Raw genomic sequence first — 20,336 nt, 5'->3', positions numbered from 1 at the left:
TCCGACCGCCGCGCGGGCGGGCCGGTGGGGGCCCCCCCGCCCCCCCCCACATCGGGGGTCCGGGGGTCGCCCCCCGGGAAGCATTGCGGGCCATCGGGAAAGCGCAAAGCGCCGACCACGACAGCCCGACTCGGGGGTCTGGGGGTCGCCCCCCAGAAAAGCATTGCGGGCCACCGGGAAGGCGCCAAAAGCGCCGAACACGGCAGCCCGACTCGTGGGCGATACTGGGATTGAACCAGTGGCCTCTACCGTGTCAAGGTAGCGCTCTCCCACTGAGCTAATCGCCCTTGCGTGTGCTGCGAGGTGGAGACGGGATTTGAACCCGTGTACACGGCTTTGCAGGCCGTTGCCTCGCCTCTCGGCCACTCCACCAGAGCGAGGCCTGACGGGGGCCTCTCAGAGCGGACGACGGGATTCGAACCCGCGACCCTCACCTTGGCAAGGTGATGCTCTACCAACTGAGCCACGTCCGCGTGCCGGTCCGGGGGTCGCCCCCCGGGCTCGCACGAACAACTCTAGCGGAATCCTGGAGTGCTTGCGTACCGGTCGTCGGCCGAGTCGGTGAGCTCGGCGTGGAGGGTGTTCCAGAAGTCGAGTTCGCTGTCTTCTTCGAGGTGGGCGATGCGGCCCCAGAACTCGCGGTCCTCGGCTGCGTGGGCGGCGGCGAGCGAGATGGCGGGCATCAGGGTGGTGCCGGCGTCGGCGGCGTCGAGGTCGGCGGGGGTGACGTCGGCGGGGAGGGCGACGGGGGTGGCGGGGCGGTGGTGCTTGCCGCGCTTGCGGACGCGGATGGGCGGGGTCGTGGGGGCCTTCGCGGCGGCGGCGCGGCCGGCGGCGAGGGCCACGGTGCCGCACAGGACGAAGGCGAGGATGCCGCCGAGGACGACCTCCTGGGCGGGGACGTGCTCGGGCGCGGGCGAGGGGGAGTGCTGCTGCTCGTGCGTGCGCGCCGGGGTGGCGGGGGCGCCGACCTGGTCGACGGTGGGGGCGGGGGCGGCGTGCTTGGGGGCGTACTTGGCCTCGACCTTGATCTTGGACGGGTAGCCGAAGCCGACGACGGAGTCCATGTCGCGGGTCTTGCGCATGAGCTTGTAGCCGTCGGCGTTGCCCTCGATGGTGTGGAGGGTGTGGCCGTCGACCTTCTCGACGATGCCGACGTGGTCGATCTGGTCGATGTCGCCGGAGCCGTTCCAGTCGTAGAAGACGATGGCGCCGGGTTCGGGGTCGTGGCCCCAGGCGTCGTTCTTCTTGAACCACTTGGCGTGGTCGACGGTGGAGGCGAACTGCCCGGCCTGGCCGGTGACGTCGGCCTTGTCGGCGGCCCAGGCGAGGAACATGTCGCACCAGGGCGCCGTGGTGAAGTACTCGTCGTGGTCGCCGTCGATGTTCTTGCGGTACCACTCGCCGAACTTGGTGTAGCCGTCGCCCTTCTCGGTGTACCCGAGTTCCTTCGTGGCGATGTCGAGCAGCTTCTTGCCGATCGGGTCCATCACGCTCCTGACGCGCCTCGCTCGTTCGGGCGAGGTGGCGCCCGAGACCGGGGGACGGAACGTGCCGCGGTCCAAGGTCACGTTCCGATCTCGACGGAATGTAGCCGAGGTAAACGGTGGGCGGCAACCGCTTCCAGGCAAACGGTCATAACGGACTACTCAGTAGTAGCCTCGCGGGAGGACGGCGACCGGGCAGGGGGCGGCGCGCAGGACCTTGAGGGCCACCTCGCCCAGGAAGACGCGGTGGGCGGCCGCGTCCTCGCTGGACGCGCAGACCAGCAATTCGCCCTCGGGCCAGTCCACGTCCTCCAGCGCGTCCGCGACGTCGTCGCCCTCGGCCACCTCGGCGGACACGTCCTCGGGGAGCAGGTCCGCGGAGTCCAGGGCGAGCCGGATGGCGAGAGCCAGGTCGTCGCGGAGCGGTTCGGGGTTGACGTCGCCGATGGCCAGGGTGACCAGCCGGAGCGGCACCTCCAGGCGCTCGGCGGCCTGGGCGGAGCGGATGACCGCCTCGTCGCACTGGGGCCGCCGCACGTACATGACGGTGATCCGGCCCAGCTCGTCGGGCGGCCGGTGGCCGGACGGGGCGAGCATCACGGCCTCGGTCGCCGAGTGGAGCAGGTGGTCGGCGGCGGCGCCGACGCCGATCCGGCCGCGGGCGCCGCCCTCGGGGGAGCCGACGACGATCAGGTCGGCTCCGATCCGGCTGGCGAGCACGGTGAGCCCCCGCCCGACGCTGCGGCCCTCCTGGACGATCAGGTCGGCCGGCTCCCCCTCCAGGAGGTCGGCCACCTGGTCCAGCAGCGCGCGGGCCTCGCCGGCCGCGGCGGGGAGGTCCGGCGGATGGACGGTCGCGACGCTCAGCCGGCCGCCGGTCAGCGCGACGATCCCGCGGGCGAGGTCGAGTGCCTCCCGGCCGCCCGCGTCGGGGACGTATCCGGCGAGCACGTGTTCACCGATCATGTCCGAAGCATTCCCCCTGAGGGCCCGGACAGACCAGAGGGACTTTTGGGGTACTTTTGCCGGGTTGTCAGATTTTTGGGGGGATTTGATGGGTGGCGAGGTGCCCGACCTCGAAGCCGGCCGCTGGACCATCGACCCGGTCCACTCCGAGATCACCTTCTCGGTCCGGCACCTGATGACGACGGTGCGCGGCTCGTTCCCGGACTTCGAGGGCGAGGTGGTGATCGGGGCGGACCCGCTCGACTCCGGCGCCCGCGCGGAGATCCGGATGGGCTCGATCGACACCCGCAGCGCCGAGCGGGACGAGCACGTCCGCTCCGCCGACTTCCTGGACGTGCGCCGGCACCCGGTGATGAGCTTCACCGGTACCGGTGTGGAACGTGCCAAGATCGGCCGCCGGGCCCGCACGCCCCGCTACCACCTGCACGGCGACCTGACGATCAAGAACGTCACCCGCCCGGTCCGGCTGCTGACCGAGTTCCACGGCGTGGGCCCCGACCCGTGGGGCGGCGTCCGCGCGGGCTTCACCGCGACCGCCTCCATCAGCCGCCGCGACTTCGGCATCGAGTTCAACATCCCGCTGCAGGGCGACCGCGTCATGCTCGGCGACGAGATCGCGATCGCGCTGGAGATCCAGGCCGTGTTCGCGGCCGCCGAGGCTCCCCGTCCGGACGCCGACGCCCCGCTCGACCACTGCCCGCCCGCCTGACTGCCCGGCGAGGCCTAGGGCCGGACTCGAAGTCGCCGAAGCCACGCACGCGAACGCGTGACCTGCCCGGCGGAGCGAAGCCGGAGGCGAGCGGAGCCGGGCAGATCGCGAAGCGATGCCGCGTTCGCCCAGGCCAGGTCACGTAGCGAGCCGTCAGGCGAGCGAAGTGGGCCGGGACTGTGAAACGCCCTAGCCGCCGGTGCGCGGGGCGCGGGTCAGGCCCAGCAGGTCCCGGGCGGGGCCGGCGGGGCGCCGGCCGGCCGGCCACACCGCGCGCAGCGGGCGTGACAGGTCCAGCTCCGGGACGGGGACGCAGACCAGCCGCCCGGCGGCGACCTCGTCGTCGACGGCCAGATCGCTCACCACGACCGGCCCGGCGCCGGAGACGGCCGCCGCCTTGAGCGCGGTGGTGGACGCGAGTTGCAGCAGCGGCGGCGCCGTCCCGCCGTGCCCTGCGAGCGCCCGGTCGAGGACCTCGCGCGTCCCCGACCCCTCCTCGCGCAGGACGAGCGGCGTCCTCGCCAGCTCGGCGGCCGGGACTCCGGAGCGCCGCCGCGCCCAGGGGTGCCGCGGGCCGACCACGACGACGAGCCGGTCGGTGGCGACGACGGTGCCGTGCAGCCCGGCCGGCGTTCGCGCCCCCTCCACGAAGCCGAGGTCCGCGCCGCCGCCGCGGACCTGCTCGGCGACCACGGTCGAGTTGGCCGTGCGCAGGGTCACCGCGACGCCCGGGTGGACGGTCTTGAGCGTCACCAGCCAGCCGGGCATCAGGTACTCGGCGACCGTGAGGCTCGCCACGACGCGCAGTCGCCCGTCGCGGCGCTCGCGCAGCGCGTCGAGCCCCGCGTCGAGCGCCTCCGCCGCCGCGACCACCTGCCGGGCCCACTCGGCGACCAGCGCGCCCTCCTCGGTGGGACGGGAGCCGCGCGGCGACCGGTCGAGCAGCGCCACGCCGATCTGCCGCTCCATCGAGCGGATCCGGGCGCTGGCGGCGGGCTGGGTGACGCCGAGCTCCGCCGCCGCGCGCCCGACGCTGCCCAGCCGGACGACGGCGAGCAGCAGTTCGAGGGCGCCGAGGTCGGGGACGCGGTGCGAGACGGCCATGACCGCGATTCTACGGACCCATAGGGCTGCTTTATGGCCTCATAGGGTCATGACCTCTACTGATGGGGACGAAAACGGTGGAACCTGGACCTCATGAGCCTCCCCACCCCGAACCGCGCCCTGCTGGGCGCGCTCGACCGCCCCGCCGAGGTGTTCCGGAATCTGGGTCCCAACTGGTACGCGGCCATCATGGGCACCTCGATCGTGGCGAACGGCGCGAACGCGCTGCCGGTGGACGTCCCCGGCCTGCACGCCTTCGCCGTGGTCGTGTGGGCGGGCTCGCTGCTGATGCTCGTCGCGCTCATGGCGGCGCGCGCCGTCCACTTCATCCGGCACACGGACGTCGCGCGGTTCCAGCTCCTGGACAACCCCGCCACGGCCGTGTTCTACGGATGCCCGCCGATGGCGATGCTCGCCGTCGGCTACGGGACGCTCATGCTCGGCCCCGAGGTGATCGGCGCCCAGGCGGCGGTGGCGCTGGACGCGGTCCTGTGGACGGCCGGGACGCTCTACGCCGTGCTGGCCGCCGCCGGCGTCCCCTACCTCATGATCACCCGGCACGAGCCGGGGCCGGCGAACCCGACCTGGCTGCTGCCGGTCGTCGCCCCGATGGTCGCCGCGGCGCTCGGTCCCGCGCTCGTCCCGCACCTGCCGGAGGGGCAGGCCCGCGCCACGATGCTGTTCGGCTGCTACGGGCTGTTCGGCGCGAGCCTGCTGGCCACGCTCGTCCTGCTGCCCGGCATCTGGTCGCGGCTCGCCGGCGGCCCGCCGTCACCGGTCGCCCTCACCCCGACGCTGTTCCTCGTGCTCGGCCCGCTCGGGCAGTCCACCACGGCCGTCGCGCAGATCGCGAACGCGGCGGGGCAGGCCGCCCCCGGCTACGCGGTGGCGACGCGCGCGTTCGCGGTCCTCTACGGCGCGCCGGTGATGGGCTTCGCGCTGCTCTGGCTGGCCGTCGCGGTGACCGCGAACCTGCGGGCGCTGCGCGGCGGCATGCCGTTCGCGATGACGTGGTGGGCGTTCACCTTCCCGGTCGGGACGTGCGTGACCGGCGCGTCGGGCCTGTCGCGGATCACCGGCCTGGACGTGCTGACCGACGTGGCCGTCCTCCTCTACCTCCTGCTCGTCACGGCCTGGGCCGTGGCCGGCGTCCAGACGGTCCGGGGCGCGCTCAGCGGCCGCCTCTTCCTGCCCGCCGTGCCGCGCCCCGCGTCCCTGCGGCCGCTTCCCGCCGCCTAGGAGGCACCCGGCCCCCGGGCGGGGGCAGGAATACCCGCCCGGGGGCCGGGGTTCGGTAGAATAATTGAAAGTTCTACTATTCGGGAGGCCGGCATGCAGTTCGGGATCTTCACGGTCGGGGACGTCACCCCCGATCCGACCGACGGGCGCGTCCCGACCGAGGCCGAGCGGATCAAGGCCATGGTGGCGATCGCGCTCAAGGCCGAGGAGGCCGGCCTGGACGTCTTCGCGACCGGCGAGCACCACAACCCCCCGTTCGTGCCGTCCTCCCCGACCACGATGCTCGGCTACATCGCGGCGCGCACCGAGCGGCTGATCCTGTCCACCGCGACCACGCTGATCACCACGAACGACCCGGTGAAGATCGCCGAGGACTTCGCGATGCTCCAGCACCTCGCCGACGGCCGGGTGGACCTGATGATGGGGCGCGGCAACACCGGCCCCGTCTACCCGTGGTTCGGCAAGGACATCCGCGACGGCATCCCGCTGGCCATCGAGAACTACCACCTCCTGCACCGCCTCTGGCGCGAGGACGTCGTCGACTGGGAGGGCAAGTACCGCACGCCCCTCCAGTCGTTCACCTCGACGCCGCGGCCGCTGGACGGGGTCCCGCCGTTCGTCTGGCACGGCTCGATCCGCAGCCCCGAGATCGCCGAGCAGGCGGCCTTCTACGGCGACGGCTTCTTCGCCAACCACATCTTCTGGCCGACCGACCACTTCCAGCGCCTGATCGGCCTGTACCGGCGGCGCTACGAGCACTACGGGCACGGCTCCGCCGACCAGGCGATCGTCGGCCTCGGCGGCCAGGTGTTCATGCGGCGGAACTCCCAGGACGCCGTCCGCGAGTTCCGCCCGTACTTCGACAACGCCCCCGTCTACGGGCACGGGCCGTCGCTGGAGGAGTTCACCGCGGAGACGCCCCTCACGGTGGGCAGCCCGCAGCAGGTCATCGACAAGACGCTGACGTTCCGCGACCACTTCAGCGACTACCAGCGCCAGTTGTTCCTGATGGACCACGCGGGGCTGCCGCTGAAGACCGTCCTGGAGCAGATCGACATCCTGGGGGAGGAGGTCGTGCCCGTGCTGCGCAAGGAGTTCGAGTCGCTGCGTCCGGCGCACGTCCCGGCGACCGCCCCGACCCACGCGTCCCGCCTCACCGAGGAGGTGCGATGACCGCCCTCGCCGTCGTCTCCGCCGGGCTCGGGCAGCCCTCGTCCACCCGGCTCCTGGCCGACCGGCTCGCCGAGGCGGCGGCCGGCGCCCTCCAGGGGGACGCGACCGTCGAGACGATCGAGCTGCGCGACCACGCGCACGCCATGGTCGACGCGACCCTGACCGGCTTCCCACCCGGGACGCTCCGCGCCGCCGTCGAGACGGTGGCGAACGCCGACGGCCTCATCGCCGTGACACCGGTCTTCAACGCGTCCTACAGCGGGCTGTTCAAGACGTTCTTCGACGTCCTGGAGCGCGGCTCCCTGGACGGCACGCCGGTGCTGCTGGGCGCGACCGGCGGAACCGCGCGGCACTCCCTGGCCATCGATTACGCGATGCGACCCCTCTTCGCGTACTTGCGCGCTAGCGTCGTCCCGACCGGGGTGTACGCGGCGTCCGAGGACTGGGGGAGCGCCGAGTCCGCCCTGGCCGAGCGCGTCGCCCGGGCCGGTGCCGAACTGGCCGCCCTGGTGCAGGCCCGTCCGGCGCCGGCGAAGGACGACCCGTTCGAGGCGCCGGTGCCCTTCGAGCGGCTTCTCGCGGGACACTGAACTTGAGATTTGGCTTATATAAGCCAAGCCTGTAACTTGGGTCACGTGCACGCATTCGATGTGGTGGGCGACCCCGTCCGGCGCCGGATCCTCGAACTGCTCGCCGGCGGCGAGCGCTCGTCCGGCGAGGTCACGGCGGTCGTCCGGAAGGAGTTCGGGATCTCCCAGCCCGCGGTGTCGCAGCACCTGAAGGTTCTGCGCGACAACGGATTCGCCGTCGTGCGGGCGGAGCGGACGCGCCGACTCTACGCTGTCGGCTCGGCACCTCTGCAGGAGATCGACGCGTGGCTCGAACGCTTCCGCCGGTCCTGGACGCCGCGTCTGGACGCCCTGGCGACCGAGATCGCCCGCGGGAAGCGCGCACACCGCACGCATCACGACGACCCAGGGAGCGAGACATGATCGAAGTCACCGGCCAGATCAACGCGGTCACCCGCACGGTGGGCGAGAAGGCGCTGGAGTCCGGCACCGCGAGGACCGCGACGATCAGCAGGGTCTACGACACCGGCGTCGACGACCTGTGGAACGCCGTCACCGACCCCGAGCGGATCTCCCGCTGGTTCCTGCCGGTCTCCGGCGACCTGCGGCTCGGCGGCCGCTACCAGCTGGAGGGCAACGCCAGCGGGACGATCGAGCGCTGTGACCCGCCGAAGGGGTTCGCGGCGACGTGGGAGTTCGGCGGCCAGACCACCTGGATCGAGGTCCGGCTGACCCCCGAGGCCGGCGGCCGGACCCGGTTCGAGCTGGAGCACACCGCCCTCGTCGACCCCTCACAGAACCAGTTCGGCCCGGGCGTCGTCGGCATCGGCTGGGACATGGGGCTCCTCGGCCTCACCGTCCACCTGGAGTCCGGCGAGGACGCCCGGAACAAGCTCGGCGACGACTGGGCCGCGTCCGAAGAGGGGCGCGAGTTCGCGCGGCAGGCCGGTGAGGGCTGGTACGCCGCCGACGTCGCGGGCGGCGCCGACGAGGCCACCGCACGCGCCGCGGCGGACTTCACCATCGCCGCCTACACCGGGGGGCAGTGAGCTCCGGCGCCGAGCACGCCCGGCGTCCGCCCCTCCCTTCGCGGAGTCGCCGACGAGACACGCCCGGTGGCCGTCCTCGGCCGCCGGCGCTGGTCGGCGCGGCAGAATGGCGGGGTGGACGTCAGGGTCGGCGTCCGCGTCGAGGGGGTCGTGCAGGGCGTCGGTTTCCGGCCGTTCGTGCACGGGCTCGCGACCGGCCTCGGGCTGTCGGGGCTGGTCGGCAACGACGCGGGCGGCGTGTTCATCGAGGTCGAGGGCGCCCCCGACAGGGTCGGGCGCTTCCTGGACGGGCTGCGCACGCGCCCGCCCCGGCTCGCCCTCGTCGAGCGCGTCACCACCCGGGAGCTGGACGCCGTAGGCCGCGGCGGCTTCGCCATCGTGGGCAGCGACGGGTCCGGTGAGCGCCGGGCCCTCGTGTCGTGGGACGCCGCGACCTGCGACGACTGCCTGCGCGAGATGCGCGACCCGGGCGACCGGCGCCACGGGTACCCGTTCATCAACTGCACCGCCTGCGGGCCGCGGTTCACGATCGTCACGGGCGTCCCGTACGATCGTCCGAACACGACCATGGCGGGCTTCGCGATGTGCGCGCCGTGCGCCGCCGAGTACGGGGACCCGGCCGACCGCAGGTTCCACGCCCAGCCGGTGTGCTGCCCGGCCTGCGGCCCGTCCCTCACCATGCGGCCCGACGCGGGCGAGCCTCTGGACGCGGCGCGGGCGGCGCTCGCGGGCGGCGCGGTCCTCGCGGTCAAGGGCCTCGGCGGCTACCACCTCGCGGCGCGGGCGGCGGACCCCGGCGGGGTCGCCGCGCTGCGCTCCCGCAAGCACCGCGAGGACAAGCCGTTCGCCGTGATGGTCCCCGACCTGGAGGCGGCCCGGGCCCTGTGCGACCTCTCCGAGGCCGAGGAGGCGCTGCTCGCCGGACCCCGGCGCCCGATCGTGCTCGCGCGGCGCCGGCCGGACGCGGCCCTCGCGGACGCCGTCGCCCCGGGCAACCGGGCCGTCGGCCTCATGCTGCCCTACACCCCGCTGCACCACCTGCTCGTCACCGAACCCCTCGTCCTGACCAGCGGGAACGTCTCGGACGAGCCGATCGCCTACCGCGACCGCGACGCCCTGGAGCGGCTCGCCCCCATCGCCGACGCCTTCCTCCTCCACGACCGGCCCATCCACACCCGGACCGACGACTCGGTGATGCGGGCGTTCCGCGGCCGGCCGCTCCCCGTCCGCCGGTCCCGCGGCTACGCGCCGGAGCCGATCCCCATTGCCGCGGGCCGCCCGGTGCTGGCGTGCGGCGCGGAGTTGAAGAACACGTTCTGCCTGACCCGCGACGGCCGGGCGTTCGTCTCCCACCACATCGGCGATCTGGAGAACCACGAGACCCTCCGCGCCTTCGAGGAGGGCGTCGCGCACTTCCGGCGGCTGTTCGGCATCGAGCCCGAACTGATCGCCTACGACCCGCACCCGGAGTACCTGTCCACGAAGTACGCGCTCGACCAGGACCTGCCCGGGGTCGCCGTCCAGCACCACCACGCGCACATCGCCTCGTGCCTCGCCGACAACGGCGCGGACGGCCCGGTGATCGGCGTCGCGTTCGACGGCACCGGGTACGGGACCGACGGCACCCTGTGGGGCGGCGAGTTCCTGGTCGCCGACCTGCGCGGCTTCGAGCGCGCCGGGCACCTGGAACCGGTTCCGCTGCCCGGCGGCGCCGCCGCGATCCGCGAGCCGTGGCGCATGGCGGCGGCCTACGGGGTCCCCGACGACCTGCCGGTGGCCCGCCGCCCCGGCTGGGCCGCGGTGACCGCCCTGGCCCGGCGCGGCGTCAACGCCCCGCCGACCTCCAGCATGGGCCGCCTCTTCGACGCGGTCGCCGCCGTCCTCGGCGTCCGCGACCGCGTCAACTACGAGGGACAGGCCGCCATCGAACTGGAGCAGTGCGCCGACCTCACCGAGACCGGCGCCTATCGGGCGGCTCTGAACGGCACGGCCGGTTTCACGGTCGCGGGCGGCGACCTCGTGGACGCGGTGGTGGCCGACCTCAGGGCGAACGTTCCCGTCCCGGTGATCGCCGCGCGCTTCCACAACGGCGTCGCGGCGCTCGTCGTCGACGCGGCCTCCCGCATCAGGTCGCAGACGGGCCTCGGCACGGTCGCGCTCTCCGGCGGCGTGTTCCAGAACATGCTCCTGCTCGACCGCGCCGTCTCCGGCCTCGAAGGCGCGGGCTTCCCCGTGCTGACCCACCACCGCGTCCCGCCCAACGACGGCGGCATCAGCCTCGGCCAGGCGGCCGTCGCCACCGCCCGCGGCTGATCTGCGAGGCCGCCGGTGCCGGATCCGGCCGCGCGGCCCCGGCACCGGCGATGCTCTCCGGATGGAGCGTGCCCACCAGGGACGCGGTGCCGCGGGCGCATTCCGCCGCGGTCCCGCGGAACGGCGCCCGCGGTGCGAAACCGCGACGCGGCGCCCCGCCCGGAGGGCATGATCATCGAATGGCGGACGCAGGGGACGAGTCGCGGGAACGCGAGCCGAGGTCATGGGTCGTCCGGCGATGGGCGGCCCCGCTGGCGCTGTCGGTGTCCGTCGCCGCCTCCATCGGCGCGGTGCACCTGCTGGTGGACGGGCCGGCGGCCACCGCCGCGCTTCCCGGCGGGCAGCGCCTGCCGCGCTTCGTCATCGGGGTCGGGGAGACCGGGAGTTCTTTTCAGGGAGGCGGGCCGAAGCCGTGGTTCCAGGTCAGGGCGGCCGGGGTCGGCGGCGGAGCGCGGGCTGTGGACTCGGTGCCCGCGCCGCGCTCGGCCGGTCCGGCGCAGTCGCTCATCGCGGCGCCAGGGGGACTGTTCGTGTTCTCCAGCTTCCGGGAGAAGCCGTGCACGACCCGGTTCCACCGGTTCCGCCTCACCGGCGACGGCCGGGTGAAGGATCTCGGGCCGCTCACCAGGGACACCGTCCCGGCGCGCGTGGCCGGGCTGGCCATGAGCCCGGACGGTGAACGGCTCGCCTACGCGACGGCCCCCTGCGCGAAGGCGGCGCGGCCCCAGGCGACGGTGACCGTCCTCGACCTCGGCTCGGGCCGGCGGCGGACCTGGAGCGCGGCCGCGCCCTCCTTCGTCGGCGAGATCGTCTGGGCGCGCGACAGCCGCACGCTCGGCTACACGCTCGGCGATGTGCGGCCCGAGTCCGAACCCCGCCCCTTCCAGGAGCGCAGAGTCGGGAACGTCGCCGTCCACGCCCTCGACACGGGCGGGCGAGGCGCCGAGCTGCGGAGCGGCCGCGTCCTGTTCCGGCAGCCCGAAGACTCCGCGGCCGTCACCACCGCCGTGATGAACCCGGACGGGCGGACGGGATACGGCGCGATGAAGAAGGCGCGCCCGGCGAGCTTCGTCGTTTTCTCCTTCGCCGCGGGCAGGCCGCTGAAGGTCACCAGGACCATCAAGCTCGAACCGAACGTCGCGACGGCCATCGCCTTCGTCGCCGACGACGGCCCCCGGTACGCCTGCCTGGGCGGGATCGACTCCTTCGGCAGGACGGACGACCGCGGCTTCATGGAGGCCCTCGGAAGCGGCCTGGGGTGCGCGGTCGCCTACGCCAACTGACCGTCCCCCGGGCTCCCTCGCCCTGGAGCGGTGTCAGAGGTTGCCCAGGACCCGGGTCGGGGTGATCTCGATGACGACGCGGTTCGGGTTCGGGCGCGGGGGCTTGTAGCGGGCGGTGTAGAGGTCCTCCGCGCGGGCCACGGAGGCCGGGTCGGTCCGCAGGACGGCGCGGCCCTCGATGGTCGACCAGCGGCGGCCGTCCACCTGGGTGACGGCGACGGGCAGGCCGGAGGCGCCGGCGGCCCGGACGTGGCGCGCCTTCGCGGAGGAGGCCGAGGTGATCACGCGGACGGTGCCGGCGTCGAGCGTCGCGCCGACGGGGACGGAGTGCGGGGTGCCGTCGGGGCGGAGGGTGACGAGGGTGCACAGGTGGCGGTCGCGCCAGAAGGCGATCAGGCGCTCGTCGGTGAGGTCCAGCCGGTGTCGTCCGTCCACCGGAGTAAGCCTATCCGGACTCGCCGGTCTCGACGGTTTTATGATTAGTTAGCGGAAGAAACTATCTGATGACGGGAAGGGGGCGGCGTGCCGTCCAAGCACTATCCGTGGATCGCGCTGAGCAACACCACGCTCGGCATGCTGCTGGCCACGGTCAACTCCTCGATCGTGATCATCTCGCTGCCGGCGATCTTCCGCGGCATCCATCTGAACCCCCTCGAACCGGGCAATGTCAGCTACCTGCTCTGGATGCTGATGGGCTACATGCTCGTCTCGGCGGTGCTGGTGGTGACGCTCGGCCGGCTCGGGGACATGTTCGGGCGCGTCCGGATGTACAACGCCGGGTTCGCGGTCTTCACGGTCGGGACGCTCGTGCTGGCGCTGGATCCGCTGCACGGGGGCGCCGGTGCGCTCTGGCTCATCGGCTGGCGGGTGTTCCAGGGGATCGGCGGCGCCATGCTGATGGCGAACTCGGCCGCGATCCTCACCGACGCGTTCCCCGCCCACCGGCGCGGCATGGCGATGGGCGTCAACCAGGTCGCGGGCATCGCCGGGACGTTCATCGGGCTGGTCGCGGGCGGGCTGCTGAGCGAGATCAACTGGCGGCTGGTGTTCTTCGCCTCGGCGCCCATCGGCATCGCCGGGACGATCTGGGCCTACCGGAGCCTGGTCGAGACCGCCACGCGGGCGGTCGGCGCGAGGATCGACTGGCTCGGCAACGTGACGTTCGCGGTCGGGCTGACCGCGCTGCTCGCCGCCATCACCTACGGCATCCAGCCCTACGGCGGGCACGACATGGGCTGGACGAACCCCTGGGTGCTCGCCGGGGTGATCGGCGGCGTCGCCGTCCTGGCGCTGTTCTGCTGGATCGAGACCAGGGTCGAGCAGCCGATGTTCCATCTGAGCCTGTTCCGCATCCGGGCGTTCGCGGCCGGCAACCTGGCCGGGCTGCTCGCCGCGATCTCGCGCGGCGGGATGCAGTTCATGCTGATCATCTGGCTGCAGGGCATCTGGCTGCCGCTGCACGGCTACGACTACGAGGACACCCCGCTGTGGGCGGGCATCTACCTGCTGCCGCTCACCGCCGGCTTCCTGGTCGCCGGGCCGATCTCGGGACACCTGTCCGACCGGCACGGCGCCCGCGCGTTCGCCTCCGGCGGGCTGGTGCTGTCGGCACTGGCGTTCGCAGGGCTGCTGGTGATCCCGACCGACTTCGGGTACACCACCTTCGCGCTGCTGATCTTCCTCAACGGGATCGGCTCCGGGCTGTTCGCCGCCCCGAACACGACCGCGATCATGAACTCGGTCCCGGCGGACCAGCGCGGCGTGGCCTCCGGGATGCGCGCCACCTTCATGAACGCCGGCATGGTGCTGTCGATCGGCGTGTTCTTCTCGCTGATGATCGCCGGCCTGGCCGACACGCTGCCGAGGACGCTGACGCAGGGCCTGACCGAGCACGGCGTCCCGGCCGGGCCGGCCGCGCGGGTGGGCGAGCTGCCGCCGGTCGGCACGCTGTTCGCGGCGTTCCTCGGCTACAACCCGATCCAGAACCTGCTCGAACAGTTCCACGCGCTCGGCGGGCTCGCGCCGGACGACGTGGCCACGCTCACCGGCCGCTCGTACTTCCCGCACCTGATCTCCGAGCCGTTCCACCACGGCCTGGTCATCGTGTTCGGCCTGGCGATCGCGATGTCGCTGGTGGCGGCGCTGGTGTCGCTGCTGCGCGGGCGCCGCTACGTGCACGACGACGAGGCCTCCGGCGAGCCCGCGCTGCAGAAGACGGGCCGCGGCGCCGCCTGACCCGAGGCCGCCTGACCGAGCCAGACCGAAGCCCCCCGGCCCCCGCCCGGCCGGGGGGCTTTCCGGTGCGCTATTGACACTGTTCCGCAAACGTTTTCATAATCCTGGGCATGGGCGGCACGGGCACCGGCGGAGGCGCGACCGGCCGCCGCGGCGCCTCCGGGCCGGGCGGCGGCCCCCGGGCCTCGATCCGGGCCGTGGCGACCCTCGCCGGGGTGTCGCCCTCCACGGTCTCGCGCGCCCTGAACAACCCGGAGCTCGTGAACGCCGAGACCCGGCGGCGCGTGCTCGAATGCGCCGAGCGGCTGGGCTACCGGCCGAACCGGGCGGCGCAGTCCCTGGTCCTCGGCCGGACCCGCAACGTCGGCCTCATCGTCCCCGACATCGCCAACCCGTTCTTCGCGCCGTTCATCAAGGGCGTCGAGGCCTACTTCCGGGACACCGAGTACGCGGTGTTCCTGGCCGACACCGACGAGGACACCGCGACGGAGGTCCGGCTGGCCGAGGCCATGGTCGAGCGGGTGGACGGGCTGATCCTGTGCGCCCCCCGCATGACCGGGGCGCGGCTGCGCGCCGTCGCGGCCAGGACCGCCGTGGTGCTGGCGAACCGGACCAGCGGGGCGGCGCCGTCGGTCCTGCTCGACTTCCGGCCCGGCATGGAGCAGGCGGTCGCGCACGTCCACGCGCTCGGCCACCGCCGCTGCGCGTACCTGGCCGGCCCCGCCAACTCCTGGTCCAACCGGCAGCGGCGCAGGTTCCTCGGCGCCGCCTGCGCGGAGCGCGGCATCGACCTGGTGGACCTCGGCCCGTACGAGCCGCGCTTCACCGGCGGGTACCGGGCGGCGGACGAGGTGCTCGCCGCCGGCGTCACCGCGGTGTTCGCCTACAACGACCTGGTCGCGCTCGGCGTGCTGTCCCGGCTCGCCGCGCGCGGCGTCCCGGTGCCCGGCGAGCTCAGCATCGTCGGGTTCGACGACGTCCCGATGGCCTCGATGACCAACCCGCCGCTCACCAGCGTGGCCATGCCCGTCAACGCGCTGTCGCGGGCGGCCGCCGCGACCGTGCACGCGATGCTCGACCCCCGGGCGCCGAAGGCGCCGCCGCTGCCGCCGGCCACCGAGCTGGCGACCCGACTGCTGATCAGAGGCACCACCGGGCCGGCGTGACCGGCCCAGGACCGCACGTCCTGCCTGGAGGACCGCCATGAGAACTCCACGATCCGCACTCCTCACCCTCGCCGCCGCCGGCCTGCTGATGACCGCCTGCGGGGCGCCCGACTCGGGCGGCGCCGCCTCCGAACCCGCCGCCTCGGACGTCCGGCTCCCGTCCAAGCCCGTCACCCTCAACATCATCGACGTCGCCGGGAACCTCCAGCTCACCCAGCAGATCTTCGAGAACTACAGGAAGGCGCACCCGGGGCTCGTCAGCAGGATCACCTACACCAAGGCCACCGCGCCCGAGCTGGCCGGCAAGGTCAAGGCGCAGCAGGACGCCGGACGCCTCGACATCGACCTCGTGCTGACCGGCACCGACGGCCTCTCCGCCGGGCTGGAGCAGAACCTGTGGGTCGACCTCGCCGGCAAGTACGCCGCCAAGCTGCCCGACCTGAGGTCGCAGTACCTGGAGCCCGCCTCCAAGATGCAGGACCTCGCGCAGGGCCGGGGCGTCGTCGTGACGTACTACCCCTCGGGCCCGCTGCTGGAGTACGACCCGAAGAGGGTCCCGGACCCGCCGAAGACGGCCGAGGCCCTGCTGGCCTGGGCGAAAGCCCACCCGAAGAAACTGGAGTACGCACGCCCGTCCAACTCCGGCCCCGGACGGACGTGGCTCATGGGCCTGCCCTACATCCTCAAGGACTCCGACCCCAAGGACCCCTCGAACGGCTGGCCCAAGACCTGGGCGTACCTGAAGGACCTCGACCGGTACATCGAGTACTACCCGACCGGTACCACGCAGACGATGAAGGAGCTGGGCGAGGGCACCCGCGACATCATCCTCAGCACCACCGGCTGGGACATCAACCCGCGCGTCCTCGGACAGGTGCCGAAGGACGTGAGGATCCAGCCCCTGGAGGGCTTCACCTGGGTCACCGACGCCCACTACATGGTCGTCCCCAAGGGCGTGTCCGGCGGGAAGCTCGCCGTCCTGCTCGACCTGGTGAAGTTCGCGCTCCGGCCGGAGCAGCAGGCGGTCACCTACGACAAGGGCTACTTCTACCCGGGCCCCGCCGTGAAGGGCGTGACGCTCGCCATGGCCCCGCCCGAGAGCCAGAAGGCGATCAAGGAGTACGGCCGCCCCGAGTACGACTCGCTGATCGCCGCGAACCCCAAGGCCCCGCCGCTCGACGCCAAGGCGCTCGTCGCCGCCTTCGACCGGTGGGACCGCGAGGTCGGCGGGCAGAAGGTCAAGCAGTCATGACGGCGGGCACCGCGACGGAACGGGACCCGCGGGCCGGGTTCGGGCGGCTGCGGCTGGACGGCGTCACGCGGCGGTTCGGGAAGGCGACCGCGCTGAGCGGGTTCGATCTGCGGATCGAGGGCGGCGAGTTCATCGCGCTGCTCGGGCCGTCCGGATGCGGGAAGTCGACCGCGCTGAACTGCCTGGCCGGGCTGCTGCCGCTGTCCGGCGGCGCGATCTGGCTGGACGAGGAGCGCATCGACACGCTGCCGCCCGAGCGGCGCGGGTTCGGGATGGTGTTCCAGAACTACGCGCTGTTCCCGCACCTTTCCGTCCGCAGGAACGTGGCGTTCGGGCTGGCGGTGCGGCGGGTCGGGAAGGCGGAGACCGCGCGGCGGGTGGACGAGGCGCTGCGCACCGTCGAGCTGACCGAGCACGCCGCCAAGCTTCCCGGGCAGCTGTCGGGCGGCCAGCAGCAGCGGGTCGCGATCGCCCGCGCGATCGTGCTGCGGCCGAGGCTCGTGCTGATGGACGAGCCGCTGTCCAACCTCGACGCCAAGCTCCGCGTGCAGATGCGCACCGAGATCCGGCGCATCCACCAGGACCTCGGACTCACCACCGTCTACGTGACGCACGACCAGGAGGAGGCGCTCGCGCTCGCCGACCGGGTCGTGGTGCTGCGCTCGGGACGGATCGAGCAGGTCGGGACGCCCGAGGGCGTCTACACCCACCCGGCCGGCACCTACATCGCCGGGTTCATGGGCTACCGGAACCTGCTGGAGCTGCCCGTCCTGTCGTCCGGCGACGGCACGGTCCGCCTCGGCGGCGAGGACGGGCCGGTCCTGACCGGGCGGAGCCGGGAGCCGATCGGCGGGCCGCGCGCGGTCGCGGCCGTCCGGCCGGAGGACTTCCGGGTCGCCGGGTCCCCCGACACGGCGACGGGCGAGAACCTCGTGAGGGTCCGCGTCGAGGTGGCGGAGTTCCACGGCCGCGAGGTCGCCGCCGAGGGCGTGACGGACGGCGGGCGCGTCATCCACTTCCGGACGCCGGAGCGGGTCGCGCCGGGGGACCGGGTCGCGCTGACCGTCCCGCCCGACCGCGTGCTCGTGTTCGGGGAGAGCGTGCGGGAGGCGGCGCGGGCCCTCGACGGACCCGCCGCCGAGGCCCTCGGCAAGAGCGGGGTGCGCGATGGCGGTTGAGGCTCCCGCCCGCGCGGAGGCGCCGACGCCCCGGCGCGGCGGCCTGCGGCACCGGCTCGCCGAGCGCGGCGTCGACCGCGTGCTGCTCCTTCTGCTGCCCGCCGTGCTCGTCGTCGCGCTGCTGTTCCTCTACCCGATGATGTACGGGGTGGGGCTGTCGCTGCAGCCGAAGGACGGCGGCGGCCCGCTCGGCAACTACACCGGCTTCTTCCGCGACCCCTACCAGCGCGGAACGATCTGGAAGACGCTCAGGCTCGCGCTGCCCGCCGCTCTGATCAACGTCGGCGCGTCGGTGCCGATCGCGTACCGGCTGCGCGGCCGGTTCCGCGGCCGGCGGCTGCTGACGGCACTGCTCGTCCTGCCGGTGACGCTCGGAACCGTCCTGGTCGCGGACGGCCTGCTGCGCTACCTCGGCCCCAAGGGCTGGTTCAACCGGGTGCTGCTCGACCTCGGCGTCGTGGACGAGCCCGTCCGGCTCGTCTACAACTACTGGGGCGTGCTGTTCTCGCTGCTCATCACCGGGTTCCCGTTCGCGTTCCTGCTGGTGCTGGCCTACATGTCGGGCATCGACCCGACGCTGGAGCGGGCCGCGGCCACGCTCGGGGCCGGGCCCTGGCAGCGGATGCGGCGGATCGTCCTCCCGCTGCTCGCGCCGGGGCTCGCGACGACGTTCGTGCTCGCGTTCGTGCTGGCGTTCTCGGTGTTCCCGTCCGCGAACCTCGTCGGCGAGCCGGCCGGGGAGACGCGGGTGATGGCGATCGCCGCCTACCAGGCGGCGTTCGAGAAGTACGACTACTCGATGGCCTCCACCATCGCCGTGCTGATGGGCGTGTTCGAACTGCTCGTCATCGCGGTCACGCTGCTGCTGCGCGGCCGCCTCTACACCGGCCCCGCGACGGGAGGTAAGGGATCATGACCGCCGTCTCGCGCCCGCGCGGGCTGCCGACGGTCCGGCCGGGCGGCTGGGCCGTCTGGCTGTTCGTCGCGTTCTTCCTGCTGAACCTGGCCGCGCTGATCCTGTCCGTGGTCGTGAACTCGTTCGGCACGAAGTGGTTCGGCGGCTGGCTGCCGGAGGGCTTCACCGGCGCGTGGTACTCCGACGCCTGGGCGGAGTTCGCGCTCGGCGACGTGCTGACCGCGACGCTGGAGATCACCCTGATCGTGGTCGCGCTGTCGCTACTGGTCGGCGTCCCCGCCGGCTACGCGCTGGCCCGGCGCGACTTCCCCGGCAAGCGGGTCGTGACGGTCCTGCTGCTGCTCCCCGTGGTGCTGCCGCCGATCACCTACGGGATCCCGCTCGCGACCGTCCTGTACAAGGTGCACCTGGCCGGGACGATGACGGGCGTGGTCGCGGCGAACCTCGTCCCGGCGCTGCCGTTCGTCGTGCTGGTGGTGACGCCGTTCGTGGAGCAGATCGACGCGAACGTGGAGTCGGCGGCGCGGATGTGCGGCGCCCGCACCCGGCAGGTGTTCGCGCGGGTGCTGGTGCCGCTGCTGCTGCCGGGGATCCTCGCCGCCGGGATCCTCGTGCTCGTGCGGACCGTCGCCATGTTCGAGCTGACGTTCCTGGTGGCGGACGCCGACAGCCAGACGCTGATCGTCGCGCTCTACGGCGCCGCGTTCACGCCCGGGATCCGCGCCGCCCAGGCCATCGACGCGATGGCCGTCGTCTACATGGCCCTGTCTGCGGTGCTGCTGGTCATCGCCCTGATGTTCGTCAATCCGACGCAGATCGTCGCGCAGGTGAGGGAGGCCCCGGCCGAATGAGCGCCGTCCGGTTCGACTACACGGGGGAGCGGGTGCTGGTCACCGGCGCCGCGGGGCTGATCGGCCGCGCGCTGGTGCGGCGGTTCGCCGACGCGGGCGCCGCCGTGCTCGCCGTCGACGTGGACGCCGCCGGCCTCGCGGTCCACGACGGCGATCGGCGGGTGGCCACGATGCCCGGCGACCTGGCCCGCGAGGACGTCGCCGACGCCGTCTTCGCCAGGCTCGCGCGCGACGGCGGCCTGGACGTGCTCGTCAACAACGCCGCGATGACCGGGGTGCGCACCCCGTTCGCCGACATCGGCGCCGGTGTCTGGGACGCGGTGGTCGCCGCCAACCTGCGCTCGGCGTACCTGCTGTCGGTGCGGGCGGTCCGCCACTGGCGCGACGCCGGGCGCGGCGGGGCCATCGTCAGCCTCTCCTCGCCGGGCGCGTCCCGCGCGCACGAGAACCAGAGCGCCTACGACGTGACCAAGGCGGGCATCGAGGCGCTCAGCCGGGCGATCGCCGTGGAGCTGGGAGGCCTCGGCATCCGCGCGAACTGCATCGCGCCCGCCAGCGTCGTCGGGGAGGTCCGGCCCGCGACCGACCTCCCCGCCGGCCGCACCACCGCTCCGGAGGAGGTCGCGGACGCGGCGCTGTTCCTGGCGTCCCCGGCGGCCGCGCAGCTCAATGGGCACGTCCTTCGCGTGGACGGCGGCCTGCACGCGCGTCTGCGGACCGGCCCGTCCGAGGAGCGGGGACGCGACTCCTGAGAAGCGCGCCCGTGACGGGCGGAAAACGCGGAACGGCCGCCCGCGGGGGCGGGGGGCGCGTGGGGGAGGCCCGCGTGGGCCGCCGCGGGCTGCG

General features: G+C 73.3%; 19 protein-coding genes and 3 tRNA genes. 15 read left to right on the top strand and 7 right to left on the bottom strand.

Annotated elements, in window-relative coordinates:
- Positions 1-215: 215 nt before the first annotated feature.
- The 5 genes from AB0C84_RS43210 to AB0C84_RS43190 all read right to left on the bottom strand — a co-directional run bounded on the left by AB0C84_RS43210 (position 216) and on the right by AB0C84_RS43190 (position 2,453).
- A tRNA-Val gene (locus tag AB0C84_RS43210) sits at positions 216-287 on the bottom strand.
- 14 nt (positions 288-301) lie between these two features.
- Positions 302-372: transfer RNA gene (locus AB0C84_RS43205), tRNA-Cys, on the bottom strand.
- A 28-nt stretch (positions 373-400) separates the two neighbouring features.
- Positions 401-473, bottom strand: a tRNA-Gly gene (locus AB0C84_RS43200).
- Positions 474-515: 42 nt separating this feature from the next.
- A complete protein-coding gene (locus tag AB0C84_RS43195) occupies positions 516-1,490 on the bottom strand; it encodes a CHAP domain-containing protein (RefSeq protein WP_258943190.1) in 975 nt (324 codons plus the stop codon).
- Positions 1,491-1,649: 159 nt separating this feature from the next.
- Entirely contained in the window at positions 1,650-2,453 is an 804-nt protein-coding gene (locus AB0C84_RS43190) for a universal stress protein (RefSeq protein ID WP_361077961.1), read from the bottom strand.
- An 88-nt stretch (positions 2,454-2,541) separates the two neighbouring features.
- On the opposite strand from AB0C84_RS43190, the gene AB0C84_RS43185 reads away from it, so the two are divergent.
- Entirely contained in the window at positions 2,542-3,162 is a 621-nt protein-coding gene (locus AB0C84_RS43185; RefSeq protein WP_361077958.1) for a YceI family protein, read from the top strand.
- A gap of 189 nt (positions 3,163-3,351) precedes the next feature.
- Here the strand turns inward: AB0C84_RS43185 and AB0C84_RS43180 are convergent, their stop codons facing one another.
- Complete coding sequence (locus tag AB0C84_RS43180; RefSeq protein WP_361077955.1) at positions 3,352-4,266, bottom strand: LysR family transcriptional regulator; 915 nt, start codon at positions 4,264-4,266, stop codon at positions 3,352-3,354.
- 93 nt (positions 4,267-4,359) lie between these two features.
- Here AB0C84_RS43180 and AB0C84_RS43175 point away from each other — a divergent pair, with 93 nt between their 5' ends.
- The 7 genes from AB0C84_RS43175 to AB0C84_RS43145 all read left to right on the top strand — a co-directional run bounded on the left by AB0C84_RS43175 (position 4,360) and on the right by AB0C84_RS43145 (position 11,892).
- Positions 4,360-5,505, top strand: coding sequence for a TDT family transporter (locus AB0C84_RS43175; protein ID WP_361077952.1), 1,146 nt, complete (start codon positions 4,360-4,362; stop codon positions 5,503-5,505).
- A 93-nt stretch (positions 5,506-5,598) separates the two neighbouring features.
- Positions 5,599-6,678, top strand: a complete 1,080-nt coding sequence (locus tag AB0C84_RS43170) for an LLM class flavin-dependent oxidoreductase (RefSeq protein ID WP_361077949.1) — start codon at positions 5,599-5,601, stop codon at positions 6,676-6,678.
- Positions 6,675-7,268: an FMN reductase gene (locus tag AB0C84_RS43165; RefSeq protein ID WP_361077946.1), complete on the top strand. Its 594-nt coding sequence runs from the start codon at positions 6,675-6,677 to the stop codon at positions 7,266-7,268. Before AB0C84_RS43170 ends, AB0C84_RS43165 begins: the two co-directional genes overlap by 4 nt.
- Positions 7,269-7,313: 45 nt before the next feature.
- Positions 7,314-7,670 carry a metalloregulator ArsR/SmtB family transcription factor gene (locus AB0C84_RS43160; protein ID WP_361077943.1) on the top strand — a complete coding sequence of 119 codons (357 nt, stop codon included), beginning with the start codon at positions 7,314-7,316 and terminating at the stop codon, positions 7,668-7,670.
- Positions 7,667-8,296, top strand: a complete 630-nt coding sequence (locus tag AB0C84_RS43155) for an SRPBCC family protein (protein ID WP_361077941.1) — start codon at positions 7,667-7,669, stop codon at positions 8,294-8,296. Before AB0C84_RS43160 ends, AB0C84_RS43155 begins: the two co-directional genes overlap by 4 nt.
- Positions 8,297-8,410: 114 nt before the next feature.
- Complete coding sequence (gene hypF, locus AB0C84_RS43150; protein WP_361077938.1) at positions 8,411-10,609, top strand: carbamoyltransferase HypF; 2,199 nt, start codon at positions 8,411-8,413, stop codon at positions 10,607-10,609.
- Between the two features lie 179 nt (positions 10,610-10,788).
- Positions 10,789-11,892 carry a hypothetical protein gene (locus AB0C84_RS43145; protein ID WP_361077936.1) on the top strand — a complete coding sequence of 368 codons (1,104 nt, stop codon included), beginning with the start codon at positions 10,789-10,791 and terminating at the stop codon, positions 11,890-11,892.
- 33 nt (positions 11,893-11,925) lie between these two features.
- On the opposite strand, the gene AB0C84_RS43140 is transcribed toward AB0C84_RS43145, so the two are convergent.
- Positions 11,926-12,327, bottom strand: coding sequence for a PPOX class F420-dependent oxidoreductase (locus tag AB0C84_RS43140; RefSeq protein ID WP_361077933.1), 402 nt, complete (start codon positions 12,325-12,327; stop codon positions 11,926-11,928).
- Between the two features lie 87 nt (positions 12,328-12,414).
- On the opposite strand from AB0C84_RS43140, the gene AB0C84_RS43135 reads away from it, so the two are divergent.
- From AB0C84_RS43135 to AB0C84_RS43105, 7 genes are all read left to right on the top strand, one after another.
- On the top strand, positions 12,415-14,127 hold the full coding sequence (locus AB0C84_RS43135; protein WP_361077930.1) for an MFS transporter: 1,713 nt from the start codon (positions 12,415-12,417) through the stop codon (positions 14,125-14,127).
- A 110-nt stretch (positions 14,128-14,237) separates the two neighbouring features.
- Complete coding sequence (locus AB0C84_RS43130) at positions 14,238-15,293, top strand: LacI family DNA-binding transcriptional regulator (RefSeq protein ID WP_361077927.1); 1,056 nt, start codon at positions 14,238-14,240, stop codon at positions 15,291-15,293.
- A 37-nt stretch (positions 15,294-15,330) separates the two neighbouring features.
- Complete coding sequence (locus AB0C84_RS43125) at positions 15,331-16,545, top strand: extracellular solute-binding protein (protein ID WP_361077925.1); 1,215 nt, start codon at positions 15,331-15,333, stop codon at positions 16,543-16,545.
- Positions 16,542-17,723 carry an ABC transporter ATP-binding protein gene (locus AB0C84_RS43120; protein WP_361077922.1) on the top strand — a complete coding sequence of 394 codons (1,182 nt, stop codon included), beginning with the start codon at positions 16,542-16,544 and terminating at the stop codon, positions 17,721-17,723. The genes AB0C84_RS43125 and AB0C84_RS43120 overlap by 4 nt, the downstream gene beginning before the upstream one ends.
- The gene (locus AB0C84_RS43115; RefSeq protein WP_361077919.1) at positions 17,713-18,639 is read left to right on the top strand and encodes an ABC transporter permease subunit; all 927 of its coding nucleotides are present in this window, start codon (positions 17,713-17,715) and stop codon (positions 18,637-18,639) included. Before AB0C84_RS43120 ends, AB0C84_RS43115 begins: the two co-directional genes overlap by 11 nt.
- The gene (locus AB0C84_RS43110; protein WP_361077916.1) at positions 18,636-19,490 is read left to right on the top strand and encodes an ABC transporter permease subunit; all 855 of its coding nucleotides are present in this window, start codon (positions 18,636-18,638) and stop codon (positions 19,488-19,490) included. Before AB0C84_RS43115 ends, AB0C84_RS43110 begins: the two co-directional genes overlap by 4 nt.
- Positions 19,487-20,242, top strand: a complete 756-nt coding sequence (locus AB0C84_RS43105; protein WP_258943207.1) for an SDR family oxidoreductase — start codon at positions 19,487-19,489, stop codon at positions 20,240-20,242. Before AB0C84_RS43110 ends, AB0C84_RS43105 begins: the two co-directional genes overlap by 4 nt.
- Positions 20,243-20,336 lie beyond the last annotated feature (94 nt).

Origin of the sequence: Actinomadura sp. NPDC048955, assembly GCF_040649435.1 — a bacterium.
GTDB lineage: Bacteria > Actinomycetota > Actinomycetes > Streptosporangiales > Streptosporangiaceae > Spirillospora > Spirillospora luteofluorescens.
The sequence above is the reverse complement of the archived record's forward strand: the minus strand, read 5'-3'. Positions and strand labels throughout refer to the sequence as shown.

Excerpts from the sequence above, each read along its gene's own strand:
- AB0C84_RS43195 (WP_258943190.1), bottom strand. The coding sequence starts at position 1,490 with ATGGACCCGATCGGCAAGAAGCTGCTCGACATCGCCACGAAGGAACTC.
- AB0C84_RS43190 (WP_361077961.1), bottom strand. The coding sequence starts at position 2,453 with ATGATCGGTGAACACGTGCTCGCCGGATACGTCCCCGACGCGGGCGGC.
- AB0C84_RS43185 (WP_361077958.1), top strand. The coding sequence starts at position 2,542 with ATGGGTGGCGAGGTGCCCGACCTCGAAGCCGGCCGCTGGACCATCGAC.
- AB0C84_RS43180 (WP_361077955.1), bottom strand. The coding sequence starts at position 4,266 with ATGGCCGTCTCGCACCGCGTCCCCGACCTCGGCGCCCTCGAACTGCTG.
- AB0C84_RS43175 (WP_361077952.1), top strand. The coding sequence starts at position 4,360 with ATGAGCCTCCCCACCCCGAACCGCGCCCTGCTGGGCGCGCTCGACCGC.
- AB0C84_RS43170 (WP_361077949.1), top strand. The coding sequence starts at position 5,599 with ATGCAGTTCGGGATCTTCACGGTCGGGGACGTCACCCCCGATCCGACC.
- AB0C84_RS43165 (WP_361077946.1), top strand. The coding sequence starts at position 6,675 with ATGACCGCCCTCGCCGTCGTCTCCGCCGGGCTCGGGCAGCCCTCGTCC.
- AB0C84_RS43155 (WP_361077941.1), top strand. The coding sequence starts at position 7,667 with ATGATCGAAGTCACCGGCCAGATCAACGCGGTCACCCGCACGGTGGGC.
- AB0C84_RS43145 (WP_361077936.1), top strand. The coding sequence starts at position 10,789 with ATGGCGGACGCAGGGGACGAGTCGCGGGAACGCGAGCCGAGGTCATGG.
- AB0C84_RS43130 (WP_361077927.1), top strand. The coding sequence starts at position 14,238 with ATGGGCGGCACGGGCACCGGCGGAGGCGCGACCGGCCGCCGCGGCGCC.
- AB0C84_RS43125 (WP_361077925.1), top strand. The coding sequence starts at position 15,331 with ATGAGAACTCCACGATCCGCACTCCTCACCCTCGCCGCCGCCGGCCTG.
- AB0C84_RS43120 (WP_361077922.1), top strand. The coding sequence starts at position 16,542 with ATGACGGCGGGCACCGCGACGGAACGGGACCCGCGGGCCGGGTTCGGG.
- AB0C84_RS43115 (WP_361077919.1), top strand. The coding sequence starts at position 17,713 with ATGGCGGTTGAGGCTCCCGCCCGCGCGGAGGCGCCGACGCCCCGGCGC.
- AB0C84_RS43110 (WP_361077916.1), top strand. The coding sequence starts at position 18,636 with ATGACCGCCGTCTCGCGCCCGCGCGGGCTGCCGACGGTCCGGCCGGGC.
- AB0C84_RS43105 (WP_258943207.1), top strand. The coding sequence starts at position 19,487 with ATGAGCGCCGTCCGGTTCGACTACACGGGGGAGCGGGTGCTGGTCACC.